The sequence below is a fragment of the uncultured Methylovirgula sp. genome (assembly GCF_947646745.1).
Taxonomy (GTDB): Bacteria; Pseudomonadota; Alphaproteobacteria; order Rhizobiales; family Beijerinckiaceae; genus Methylovirgula.
The window spans coordinates 1-12,057 of sequence record NZ_CANSHK010000060.1; the positions used below are offsets into that span (position 1 = coordinate 1).

Sequence of the window (12,057 nt, forward strand, 5' to 3'; positions counted from 1 at the left end):
GGCGAAGCCAGCTGCGGCGCCGCAGGATCCTTTCAGCCTCGGCTGGGAACCCAAGCACAATCCATGGGCCGTCGCGATCGTCGTGACGCTCGCGGCCTTCATGGAAATTCTCGACACGACGATCGTCAATGTCGCCTTGCCGCATATCGCCGGCAGCTTGTCATCGAGCAACGACGAGGCGACCTGGGCGCTGACCTCCTACCTCGTCGCCAACGGCATCGTGCTGACAATCTCCGGTTGGCTCGGCAGCCAGCTCGGCCGCAAACGCTATTTTCTCATCTGCTTGGCGATGTTCACCGTCTGCTCGTTCCTCTGCGGCGTTGCCACGAGCCTGCCGCAGCTCATTCTGTTCCGACTACTGCAAGGCTTTTTCGGCGGCGGCCTGCAGCCGAACCAGCAAGCGATCATTCTCGATTATTTCCCGCCCGCCAAACGCGGCGCCGCCTTCGGCCTCACCGCCATCGCCACCATCGTCGGCCCGATCCTCGGCCCGACGCTCGGCGGCATCATCACCGATTCCGTCTCCTGGCGCTGGATCTTCTTCGTCAACGTGCCGGTCGGTATCGCCGCCGTCATCCTCGTCTACATCCTCGTGCAGGATCCGCCTTGGGTGAAGCGCGAACCGCGGCCGATCGACGGCATCGGCCTCGGCCTCATCGCGCTCGGCCTCGGCTGCCTCGAAGTGATGATGGACCGCGGCGAAGATGCCGATTGGTTCGGTTCGAGCTTCATCGTCATCATGGCGATGCTGTCGGTCACCGGCCTCGTCGGCGCGGCCGTCTGGCTCTCCGTCGCCAAGAAGCCGATCATCCATATGGCGATCTTCAAGGATAAGAATTTCTCGGGCGGCTGCGTGATGATCGGCGCCGTCGGCGGGATTCTTTATGCTTCGTCGGTGCTCATCCCGCAGTTCGCGCAGCAGGTGCTGGGCTATACGGCGACGTGGGCGGGCATGATCCTCTCGCCCGGCGGCATCATCATCATCATGCTCATTCCCTTCGTCGGGCGGCTGATGAACGTGATGCAGACCCGCTATATCGTGGCGATCGGCTTTTTTCTGCTCGGCGTGTCCTTCATCTTTTCGTCGAAGCTGGTGCTCGACATCACCTACCTGCGGCTGGTGATGATCCGCGCCTCGCAGACCGTCGGCCTCGCCTTCCTCTTCGTGCCGATCAGCACCATCACCTATTCGACGCTGCCGCGCGAATTGAACGGCGACGCGACGGCGCTGTTTTCGATGTTCCGCAACGTCGCCGGGTCGATCGGCATTGCGAGTTCGACCGCGCTGATCCAGCAGCGCGCGCAATTGCACCAGACCTATCTGTCGCAATGGGCGAATCCGTTCTGGCAACCGTTCAACAATCTCATTGCGAAGTACCAAGCCTCGCTCGAGGCACTCGGCAATTCCGCAGTGGCAGCGCATCAGATGGCGCTCGGCCATGCTTACCAGGACTTGCTGAGCCAGGTGTCGGTCATGGCTTATTCCGACGTATTCAAGGGCTGTTCCATCGTCGCCTTCGCGCTGGTGCCGCTCTGCTTCATGCTGTCGCCGATCAAGGGCGGCCGCGGCGGCGGAGGGGGCGGCCATTAGCATCGGACCGAAAGCCATGCGGCAGACGGGACACACAGCACAACAAAGTCGGTGGATTGCGCGAAACGCCATTTGGCCATGCGCCAATTCGTTTAAATAAAAGCACTACGGGGGTCGTGGCGTGAAAAGTTTGCGGTTGATCACCGGCCTATCGGTGGCGGTGCTGCTGTCCGGCTGCGCCTTGGGGCCGAATTTTGTGCCCCCCAATCCCGGCCTGCCGCCGACCTCGTTCTTTGCCGGCGCCACGCATAAGCCTGTCGTTTCGACCCGTGTCGCGCTCGCGCCGGTCAATCCTGATTGGTGGGCCCTGTTTCACGACCGCGAACTGATCGCGCTCGAGCACCGCGTCGCCGGCGCCAATCTCGACGTGCGCACCGCGACCCTGCGGCTCACCGAGAGCCGTTATCAGCGCGGCGTCACCGCCTCGGCGCTCTTTCCCTCGCTCAGCGACAATGGCTCCTACGAGCGCCAGGGGATCAGCCAGAACGGGATTCTCGGCCTCTTTGCCAGCGCCACGCCGGGCACTGAAGCGGGCGGCGCCTTCGGCACCGGGACCGGCGGGATTCCCGGCAGTCTGCTGCAGCCCTTCAGCCTCTGGCAGCAAGGCTTCGATGCGTCGTGGGAACTCGACATCTGGGGTCAGGTGCGCCGGCAGGTCGAAGCGGCAGATGCCGATAGCGATGTGGCCGCCGACCAGCGGCGCGGTGCGCTCGTCTCGGCGCTCGCGGAAGTCGCGCGCGATTACATGCAATTGCGCGGCATTCAGGAGCAGATCCGGATTGCCCGCAACAATGTGAAGACCGAGACCGATATCCTCGACATCACCAAGGAACGGCAGAAGACCGGCGTCGTCACCGGCCTCGATGTCGAGAATGCCGCGGCGCAAGTCGATTCCTTGAAGGCGACCATCCCGGATCTCCAGCGCCAGGAATCCGAGGCAATCAATGCGCTGAGCCTTCTGCTCGACGAACCGCCGGGCGGCCTCGCCGCCGAGCTTGTTACGCCCGGCGCCGTTCCGCCCCCGCCGCCGCGCATTCCCGTCGGCATTCCGTCCGATCTCGCCCGGCGCCGCCCGGACATCCGCCAGGCTGAAGCGCAATTGCATGAAGCGACCGCCGATATCGGGGTTGCGGTTGCCTCCTTCTATCCGACCGTTACGCTCAACGGCAGCGTCGGCTTCCAGGCGCTTGACCTGAAGAACCTCTGGAAAGGCTCGTCGCTGCAATATGCGCTCGGCCCCGGCGTCACCATGCCCTTGTTCGAAGGCGGCAAGCTGACCTCGATGCTCAACCTGCGTACGGCGCAGCAGCAAGAGGCCTGGATTAGTTACCACGAGACCGTGCTGAAGGCCTGGCACGACGTGGTCAACGCGCTCGTCGCCTATCGCACCGAGACGGCGCGGCACCGCGAATTGGTGCTGCAGATCGATCACGCCGGCAAGGCGCTGGACCTTGCCCGCAGCCGCTATCGCGACGGCGTCGAACAATTCGTCACCGTCCTCGATGCCGAGCGCACGCTCCTTTCGGCGCAGCAGCAGGGCGCGCAGAGCGCGACCAATGTCGCCGTCGATATCGTCGCGCTCTACAAGGCGCTGGGCGGCGGCTGGGAAGGTCATTTCCCGCCTGAGCCGCCGCCGCCGCTCACGGCAGCGCTGCCCGGCCTCTGAGCCGTTTGGCGCTCTATTCGAATGCGACGGAGAGACCGCGGCGCTCGCATTCCTCTGTGATCCCGGCGGCGATCTTCTGCAATTCGTCGACCGAGATTTCCTCGTCCTCGTGCGGCGGATCCCAGGTCAAAATCTCATCCATCCGGATGACGAAATCCGCCGGATGCTCGACATTGGGCAAATCCCGCACGGCAAAGATCGTCAGCCGCCGCTCGCCGCTTAAGATGCGGAACGCACCTTCGGTCAGTTCCACGCTCAGTCGCGCGCGGCCGGTCACGATGCGATCTCCGCGCGAACCGGGTTAGCCCCTGTCACCATCCGCTGCTCCTCACTGCGGCAACAATCTTGCGCATCACGCTCGGCAGCGCCTCGGCATCGACGTCCCTTACCCAGCGGCATCCCTGCGGCGGCCTTGCACCCTCTCCGACATCGGCGGCGAAAATATCGAGCGTTAAAGTAAAATGCGTGAATTGATGTGAAACGCGAATATCAAGGCGGCGATAATCGGCCATCATCGGGGCCTCGCGCAAGGCGTCCGCCAAGTTGTAATCGCTCGTCCATGGCGTGCCCGGCATTTCGCTCATGCCGCCGAGCAGCCCGTGCGCGGGCCGCGTCCGCAGCAAAATATCTTCGCCGCAGCGCAGAAAAAAGACAGCGCCGCCCCGCTCCGGCCGCGCCGCTTTTGCGGCCTTGCGCGGCCAGTCTTCCGGCGTCAGCCGCGACGCCGCCTGACAGAAAGCCTTGAGCGGGCAAAGGGTGCAGACGGGCCGGCGCGGCGTGCAGATCGTCGCGCCGAGGTCCATCAGGGCCTGGGTGAAATCGCCGGGCCGCTCATCTGTGAGCAAGGCCGCGGCATGGGCTTTGATAAGCTTTTTGGCGGCCGGCAGCGGCGTGTCGATCGCATGGAGCCGGGCGACGACGCGCTCGATATTGCCATCGACGGCGACGGCCTTCTGCCCGAAAGCGATCGCAGCGATAGCCGCGGCTGTATAGGCGCCAATGCCCGGCAGGTGCCGGAGTTCGGCTTCGGTCTCGGGAAATCGGCCGCCATGCTGCGCGGCGACCGCCTGGGCGCAGGCGTGCAGATTGCGCGCCCGCGCATAATAGCCAAGCCCGGCCCATTGCTGCATCACGGCTTCGACCGGCGCCGCCGCCAGGGCGGCGACATCCGGCCAACGGGCGCGAAAGGCGGCGAAATAGGGTCTCACCGCCGCGACCGTCGTCTGCTGCAGCATGATTTCGGAGAGCCAGACGAGATAAGGATCGGCGTGCGTGCCCGGCGGCGAACGCCAGGGCAGATCGCGGCGATGCCGGTCGTACCAGGCGAGCAGCGCCGCAGCCGGGCCGTCTGGCTGCGCCAGCGCGGCGGGCTCGCTTCGGGCGGTCTGTGGCATAGCCCATCTATCAGCAGGCGATTCGGCCCGCCAAGTCCATATTGGCTATAGTCGTCCGATGCGCCCTTCGATTCTCGATCCGTTGTTCGCGCCGGCGACGAGCCTGCCCGGCGTCGGGCCCAAGGTCGGCAAGCTGCTCGACACATTGCTCGGCAAGGGCGACGGCGGCGCGCGCGTCGTCGATCTTCTGTTCCATCTGCCGACCGGCACGATCGATCGGCGCCGCCGCGCCAAGATCGCCGAGGCGCCGCTCGACCAGATCGTCACGATCGAGGCCGATGTCGTTGAACACCGGGCGGCGCCGCCGCGCTCGCGTGCGCCCTATAAAGTTCTTGTGGAAGATGAGACCGGCGACGTTCTGCTCGTCTTTTTTCTCGCCAATCCGGCCTGGATCCAGAAGAGCCTGCCGGTCGGCGCGCGGCGCTTCATCTCCGGCAAGCTCGAGCTTTGGGACGGCCATCGCCAGATGGTGCATCCCGATCGCGTCGTCGATGCCGACGGCCTGGCGACGATGCCGCTGGTCGAGCCGGTCTATGGCCTGACCGAGGGCCTCGCGCCGCGGGCGCTGGCGAAGATGATCGCCGGGGCGCGCGCCCGGCTGCCCGAGTTGCCGGATTGGCTGGCAGACAGTCGGACGAAGCCGCCGGCGCTGCCGCGCTTCAGCGAAGCGCTCGAAATCCTGCATCATCCGCCCGACCCCGAGGCCATCGCCCCGACCGCGCCGGCGCGGCTGCGGCTCGCCTTCGACGAATTGCTGGCGCATCAATTGGCGCTCGCTCTGACCCGCGCGCATCTGCGACGCACCGCCGGGCGCAGCAGCAAAGGCGATGGCGCGCGCAGCGGCGCAATCCGCGCCGGCTCGCCCTTTGCTTTGACCGCGGCGCAAGAAAACGCCGTCGCGGAAATCCGTGCCGATCTCACGGCGCCGGTACGCATGTTGCGTTTGCTGCAGGGCGATGTCGGTTCGGGAAAGACCATCGTCGCCTTGCTCGCCATGACGGAGGTCGTCGAAGCCGGCCGGCAAGCGGCGCTGATGGCCCCGACCGAAGTGCTGGCCCGCCAGCATTTCGAATCGCTGCAAAAATATGCCGCGCCGGCCAAGCTCAATCTCGCCCTGCTGACCGGCCGCGATTCAAGCGCCGAACGCGGGCGCACCCTCGCCGCGCTCGCCGAAGGCACGATCGACATCGTCATCGGCACGCATGCTCTGTTTCAAGAGAGCGTCGCCTTTCGGGACCTCGGCCTTGCCGTCGTCGACGAACAGCATCGGTTCGGCGTGCATCAAAGGCTCGCGCTCGGCGCCAAGGGCGACGGCGCCGACATTCTGGTGATGACGGCCACGCCGATCCCGCGCACGCTGGTCCTCACCTATTTCGGCGACATGGATGTTTCGACCTTGCGCGAGAAACCGCCCGGCCGCCAGCCGATCGAAACCCGCGCCCTGCCGCTCGAGCGCATCGGCGATGTGGTGGCGCGGCTGCAAAGCGCCATCGCGCAGGGCGCCCGCGCCTATTGGATCTGCCCGCTCGTCGCCGGAAGCGAAGCGCTGGATGTCGCCGCGGTCGAAGAACGCTATGCGGCGCTCAAGCAGATTTTCGGCCCGCAGGCGGGCCTGGTGCACGGCAAAATGAAAGGGGCCGAGCGCGACACGGCGATGGCGGCCTTCGCCAAGGGCGAAACCAAAGTGCTTGTCGCGACAACCGTGATCGAAGTCGGCGTCGATGTGCCGGAAGCCTCGATCATCGTCGTCGAACACGCCGAGCGTTTCGGCCTCGCCCAATTGCATCAATTGCGCGGCCGCGTCGGCCGCGGCCAGGCCAAATCGACCTGTCTCTTGCTCTACAAGGCACCGCTTGGCGAAATCGCCAAATCACGCATCGAGATCATGCGCGACACCGAAGACGGCTTTCGCATCGCCGAGGAGGATTTGCGCCTGCGCGGCGGCGGCGACGTGCTCGGCACACAGCAATCGGGCCTGCCCGGCTTCCGCCTCGCGCAGCTCGATGTCCATGCCGATCTGTTGAAGCTCGCCCGGGCCGAAGCGCAGGCGATCGTCGCCACCAATCCGCGCCTCGAAGGCGCGCAAGGCAAGGCGCTGCTCGTGCTGCTGCATCTCTTCGAGCGCGAGGCAGCGGTAAAATTGCTGCAGGCGGGATAAAAATGAAGACCGCCGATTACGCCCCGGCTGCGGCGCAGCGCGTCGCGCCCTTTGTCGAAGCCGATCTTTTCGCCGGCGCCATCCTCGTCGCGCAAAACGGCGTGCCGCTGCTGCGGCAGGGTTTCGGCCTCGCCGATCGCGAATGGAATATCGCGCATCGCCCGTCCGGCAAATTTCGCGTGGGCTCGCTGACCAAGCAATTCACCGCGACCTTGATCCTGCAATTGATGGAGCGCGGCCGGCTCAGGCTCGACGACAAAGTGGCGCAGCATTTTCCCGATGCGCCCGCCGCCTGGGCCGACGTCACGCTGTTGCATCTGCTCACGCATACATCGGGCATTCCGAGCTACACATCGCTGCCGCATTTTTTCGCGCAAGAAGCGCGGCGCGATCGCAGCCCGCGCGAGATCATCGCCTTGACGGAATCGATGCCGCTCGATTTTCCGCCCGGCAGCGCCTTCAAATATAACAACGGCGGCTATGTGATCCTGGGGCACATCATCGAACGGATAACCGGCCAAAGTTACGAAGCCGTCCTGCGCGACAACATCCTCGACCCACTGGGCTTAGCAAACACCGGCTACGAGCGCGTCGCAGCAATCATCTCCGAGCGGGTGCGGGGCTATCGTTTCAGCAATGGCAAAATCGAGAACGCCGGCTTTCTGGCGATGAGCGTGCCGCATGCGGCTGGCGCGGTCTATGCGACGCTCGACGATCTGCTCATCTGGCAGCGCGCGCTTGTCGCGGCGAAGCCTTTCAGCCCGGCCTCGGCCGCGTTGATGTTCGAGGATCACGGCCACGGCTATGGCTTCGGCTGGGGTATTCAGGAGCAATTCGGCCGCCGCCAATTCGTCCATGCCGGCGGCATCAACGGTTTCAGCGTCGTCGTGAGCCTCTACCCGGACGACGATCTCTTCATCGCCGTCCTCGCCAATATCCAGGCGGCGCCGGTGCAGAAGATCGCCCGCGATCTCGCCGCGCTCTTTTTCGGTGCTGAAGACGAAGCGCCGGCGCTGGTGCTCGATGCCGCCCTGCTGGCCGATTATGTCGGCACATATCGGCTCAAGTCGGGACGCCCGCTGCAGGTCACGCAGGACGGGGCGCGGCTCTTTGCCGAGACCGGCGATTACGGACGCCAGGAACTGCGCGCGATCGACGACCAGACATTCGCCGGCCGGCTCGTCGATTGGCAATTGCGCTTTGCCGCCGACGGCGTCGAACAGGCGCAGGGCGTGATTTTCGTTCGCGATGGAACAGAGACCAAAGGCGTGCGCGAGGATTAGAGAATCGGACCGAAAAGTGCGAAGCGGTTTTCGGACAAATGCGAAAAAGTGTCAGCGGTTTTTCGCAAAAAAATCCCGCTCTAAACGATTAGAATCGACCACGTTTATGATTTCGGGTCGATTCGATCCGAAATCCTCGAGATCTAGTGCTCGCGCAATTCTTCTTCGACTTCGATATTGTCGTCGCTCTGATCTTCGGTCGCTTCGCCGCCGAGGCGGCCGCGGCGGCCAGCGCCGTTCGAGGGACGCAATTCGCGCGGCAGTGGGAAGAACACGCTTTCATCCGCGGTCGAGACGATTTCGACATCGAGCTCGAAGCGCGCCGCAAACGCGTCCATGATCTCCTCGACCAGCACTTCCGGCGCCGAAGCGCCGGCCGTGATGCCGACCGATTTCACGGTCTTGAACAGATCCCATTCGACATCGTCGGCGCGCAGGACGAGGCGCGCGAGCTTGCAGCCCGAACGTTCGGCGACTTCGCGCAGGCGCTGCGAATTCGACGAATTGGACGAGCCGACGACAATCATCGCATCGACGATCGGCGCAATGCGCTTGACCGCCTCCTGGCGATTGGTCGTCGCATAGCAGATGTCTTCTTTGTAGGGGCCGATGATCTGCGGGAAACGGCGCGTCAGCGCATCGACCATATGGCGCGTATCGTCGATCGACAGCGTCGTCTGGGTGACATAGGCGAGATTGCTCTCATCGACGCCGGTCAGGTTTTGAACGTCCTCCGGCGTCTGCACCAGGATGATCGAGCCTTTCGGCAATTGGCCGAGCGTGCCGACGACTTCGGGATGACCGGCATGGCCGACGAGGATCACCTGACGACCGCGGCGGAAATGCGCCTCGGCCTCGCGGTGGACCTTGGTGACGAGCGGACAGGTTGCGTCGAGCGCGAAGATTTTCCGCGTGTCCGCATCGGCGTGAACGGATTTCGGCACGCCATGCGCGGAGAAGATCACCGGCTGCTGCGTATCGGGAATTTCGTCGAGCTCTTCGACGAAGATCGCGCCCTTCGCCTTCAGCCCTTCGACGACATATTTGTTATGGACGATTTCGTGCCGCACATAGACCGGCGCCCCGTAAATGCGCAGCGCCTGTTCGACCGCATCGATGGCGCGCACCACGCCGGCGCAGAAGCCGCGCGGGGCGCAGAGAAGAATCTGCAGCTTGGGCTTGCTTGTCACCGGGGCCTCGCTTCCATGGGCCTCTGTAAGCACGGTCTCTGGCATTGAGGATGTCCATCAAACGATTGGGATTGCTGATCAATCCCGGGACGCGAAGCGACAGCGGCCGCATCGCAGCATTGTCGCTCTGCTTGTGGGCTGGGTGCCGCGCCCTGTCAAGAGATAGGCGGCGCGGCGGATTTTCCCAACCCTAACGCTTCTCTACGAAAAATTTGCGTAACAGGTCTGCCGCTTCGCTCTCCCGGATGTTCCCGTAATGGTCCGGTTCATGATGGCAGGTCGGCTGGGCGAAGAAGCGCGGCCCGTGCTCGACGGCGCCCCCCTTGGGATCGGGCGCGCCCCAATAGAGCCGGCGCAGGCGGGCGAAGGAGATCGCCGCCGCGCACATGGCGCAGGGCTCGAGCGTCACATAGAGGTCGCAGCCGACGAGCCGCTCCGAGCCCAACGCGTCGCAGGCGGCGCGGATCGCCAGAATCTCGGCATGCGCCGTCGGATCCCTCAATTCGAGCGTCCGGTTGCCGGCACGGGCCAGGATGAGGCCATCGCGCAGGACGATCGCGCCGACCGGCACTTCCCCGCGCGCACCCGCGGCGCGGGCCTCGTCCAAGGCCAAAGCCATGGCATCGATACGGGTGAGGATCGGCTCCATCCGGCGCTTGTCCGACAGATCAAACCACTTTGCAATTTCGGTCGCGCTATGCGCTGACATGAGCCAATGCTTGCAAAAAATTTCTGCAAGCATTATATGCTTGCACAGTAGTGGTGGAAGCATGGGGTTTTGACGTGGACGAAAAAGATCCGAAGAAGGCAGCAGCCGCCAAAGCGCGGGCTCGCTCGCTCACGAGCGGGCGTCGAAAAGAAATTGCTCAAAAAGCGGCCGAGGCGAGATGGTCAAAAGACATTCCCATAGCCGACTTCGAAGGCTCATTTAGAATCGGCCGAACCGAAATTTCTGCTGCGGTTCTCCGCGACGAAACGCGAATAATCACCCAAGCAACTTTTTTGCGGGCACTGGGCCGTTCGCGATCGCCGAAGGCCGGAACCGGCGTTTTGTCAACCGTCGACGAACTGCCATTTTTTTTGCAAGCGGAAGTCTTAAGGCCTTTTATAGACAACGAGTTAGTCGCGTCGACCAGACCGATTTTTTATCGGACAAAAAATGGCGGCAAAGGAGTTGGTTACAACGCGATTTCGCTGAAACGTGTTGCGGAAGTGTATCTGCAATTCAGGGACGCCTGTTTGAACAGCGAGGCTGGAAGGGTCCCTGCGCGATACGCGACGATGATTAAGGCGGCCGACCTTTTGATTCGCGGGTTGGCAGAAATCGGCATCGTGGCGCTCGTCGACGAAGCGACTGGTTATCAAGAGGTACGCCATCGTCATGCTCTTCAAGAAATTCTCGATGCGTTTTTGCTGAAGGAATTGGCGGCTTGGGCGAAGCGTTTTCCAGATGATTTCTATAAGGAGATTTTTCGCTTGAGAGGATGGGAGTGGCGTGGCCGCAAATTCAACCCCCCGCAAGCCGTGGCAGGCTATACTTTGGATTTCGTATGGGACCGGCTGGCGCCCGGTATACGGGAAGAACTTGAAAAGCGGATGCCCAAAACAGAAGCGGGCAGGAATAAGGGTAAGCTGCATCAGCTGTTAACTGAGGATATCGGGCACCCGGCATTAGCCCAGCATCTGCACGCCGTGATCGCGCTAATGCGGGCGTCAAAGAGTTGGGCGCAATTTAAGTTGATGCTTGATATGGCATTGCCGAAACGCGGGACGACGCTGCAATTGCCGTTCGTCGACGAAAAATAATCACGTCCTCCTGCGCTTGCGCGCGTGTCACGCCGCCTTGTGGTTGCCGTCTTGGGCGTGGAAGGAGCCGTTCGGTATAAATTCAGCGTGAACTTCCGCCGCGGTCTGCTATCAAGCGCCATGCGTCACAATCAAGACCGCCCCCGCCGCCCGAAGCGCATCGTTCCGCGTGCCGATGCCCCGACCGAAAAGAAAGGCGAACGCGTCGCGAAGGTGATCGCCCGCGCCGGGCTCTGCTCGCGCCGCGACGCGGAAGACTGGCTCGCGCAAGGCCGCGTTTCGCTCAACGGCGCGGTGCTGACATCGCCGGCGACGAATGTCGGGCCGGGCGACAAAATCGAGGTCGACGGCAAGCCTTTGGCGCAGCGTCAGCGCACGCGGCTCTTTCTCTTCCATAAGCCGCGCGGCCTCGTCACGACCAACAAGGACCCCGAAGGCCGGCAGACGATCTTCACCTATCTTGCCGCGCATCATCCCGACGCGCCGCGGCTCGTCAGCGTCGGCCGGCTCGATATCAACACCGAAGGCCTGCTGCTGCTGACCAATGACGGCGGCCTGGCGCGCGTGCTCGAATTGCCCTCGACCGGCTGGCTGCGCCGCTATCGCGTCCGCGCCAACGGCACGACGGATCAGGCGGTGCTCGACACGCTGAAAGGCGGCCTCACCCTCGACGGCATCCATTATGCCGGGATCGAGGCGACGCTCGACCGCGTGCAAGGCGCCAATGTGTGGCTGACGATGAGCCTGCGCGAGGGCAAGAATCGCGAGATCAAGCGCGTGCTCGAACATCTGGGCCTGGCGGTGAACCGGCTCATCCGCCTCTCCTTCGGGCCGTTCCAACTCGGCGATCTGAAAGACGGCGGCCTCGAGGAAGTGCGCAGCCGCGTGCTGCGCGATCAATTGGGCGAGGCCTTGCTGAAGGAATCGGGCGCCGATCTCGATGCGCCGATGAGCGTCGAGGCCGAGACG

10 protein-coding genes are annotated in these 12,057 nt (G+C 63.7%); 6 read left to right on the forward strand and 4 right to left on the reverse strand.

Translation table 11 applies throughout. The features are described from left to right. Positions 1 to 82: 82 nt before the first annotated feature. Both Q0025_RS14110 and Q0025_RS14115 read left to right on the forward strand, forming a co-directional pair. Positions 83 to 1,591 (forward strand): DHA2 family efflux MFS transporter permease subunit, encoded by a 1,509-nt coding sequence (locus tag Q0025_RS14110; RefSeq protein ID WP_297300235.1) that lies wholly within the window; start codon positions 83 to 85, stop codon positions 1,589 to 1,591. 121 nt (positions 1,592 to 1,712) lie between these two features. Further along, positions 1,713 to 3,257 (forward strand): efflux transporter outer membrane subunit, encoded by a 1,545-nt coding sequence (locus tag Q0025_RS14115; protein WP_297300221.1) that lies wholly within the window; start codon positions 1,713 to 1,715, stop codon positions 3,255 to 3,257. Between the two features lie 13 nt (positions 3,258 to 3,270). On the opposite strand, the gene Q0025_RS14120 is transcribed toward Q0025_RS14115, so the two are convergent. Together Q0025_RS14120 and mutY are read right to left on the reverse strand one after the other, a co-directional pair. Then, entirely contained in the window at positions 3,271 to 3,534 is a 264-nt protein-coding gene (locus tag Q0025_RS14120) for an Imm74 family immunity protein (protein WP_297300223.1), read from the reverse strand. Between the two features lie 34 nt (positions 3,535 to 3,568). Then, on the reverse strand, positions 3,569 to 4,651 hold the full coding sequence (mutY, locus tag Q0025_RS14125; protein ID WP_297300225.1) for an A/G-specific adenine glycosylase: 1,083 nt from the start codon (positions 4,649 to 4,651) through the stop codon (positions 3,569 to 3,571). 58 nt (positions 4,652 to 4,709) lie between these two features. Between mutY and recG the strand changes: the two genes are divergently transcribed. After that, positions 4,710 to 6,809 carry an ATP-dependent DNA helicase RecG gene (recG, locus tag Q0025_RS14130; RefSeq protein WP_297300227.1) on the forward strand — a complete coding sequence of 700 codons (2,100 nt, stop codon included), beginning with the start codon at positions 4,710 to 4,712 and terminating at the stop codon, positions 6,807 to 6,809. Positions 6,810 to 6,811: 2 nt separating this feature from the next. Then, positions 6,812 to 8,092, forward strand: a complete 1,281-nt coding sequence (locus tag Q0025_RS14135) for a serine hydrolase (protein WP_297300229.1) — start codon at positions 6,812 to 6,814, stop codon at positions 8,090 to 8,092. A 143-nt stretch (positions 8,093 to 8,235) separates the two neighbouring features. On the opposite strand, the gene ispH is transcribed toward Q0025_RS14135, so the two are convergent. Both ispH and Q0025_RS14145 read right to left on the reverse strand, forming a co-directional pair. Beyond that, entirely contained in the window at positions 8,236 to 9,282 is a 1,047-nt protein-coding gene (gene ispH, locus Q0025_RS14140; RefSeq protein ID WP_297300230.1) for a 4-hydroxy-3-methylbut-2-enyl diphosphate reductase, read from the reverse strand. 190 nt (positions 9,283 to 9,472) lie between these two features. Continuing rightward, positions 9,473 to 9,901, reverse strand: a complete 429-nt coding sequence (locus Q0025_RS14145; protein ID WP_297300237.1) for a nucleoside deaminase — start codon at positions 9,899 to 9,901, stop codon at positions 9,473 to 9,475. Positions 9,902 to 10,065: 164 nt separating this feature from the next. Here Q0025_RS14145 and Q0025_RS14150 point away from each other — a divergent pair, with 164 nt between their 5' ends. Then, complete coding sequence (locus Q0025_RS14150; protein ID WP_297300231.1) at positions 10,066 to 11,088, forward strand: P63C domain-containing protein; 1,023 nt, start codon at positions 10,066 to 10,068, stop codon at positions 11,086 to 11,088. Between the two features lie 120 nt (positions 11,089 to 11,208). Beyond that, positions 11,209 to 12,057 (forward strand): pseudouridine synthase (locus tag Q0025_RS14155; protein WP_297300233.1); only part of this gene is annotated, 849 nt, incomplete at its 3' end.

What these genes read in the sequence shown, in the direction of transcription:
- recG (WP_297300227.1), top strand. Translation starts at nt 4,710, where the DNA reads ATGCGCCCTTCGATTCTCGATCCGTTGTTCGCGCCGGCGACGAGCCTG.
- Q0025_RS14135 (WP_297300229.1), top strand. Translation starts at nt 6,812, where the DNA reads ATGAAGACCGCCGATTACGCCCCGGCTGCGGCGCAGCGCGTCGCGCCC.
- Q0025_RS14145 (WP_297300237.1), bottom strand. Translation starts at nt 9,901, where the DNA reads ATGGCTTTGGCCTTGGACGAGGCCCGCGCCGCGGGTGCGCGCGGGGAA.
- mutY (WP_297300225.1), bottom strand. Translation starts at nt 4,651, where the DNA reads ATGCCACAGACCGCCCGAAGCGAGCCCGCCGCGCTGGCGCAGCCAGAC.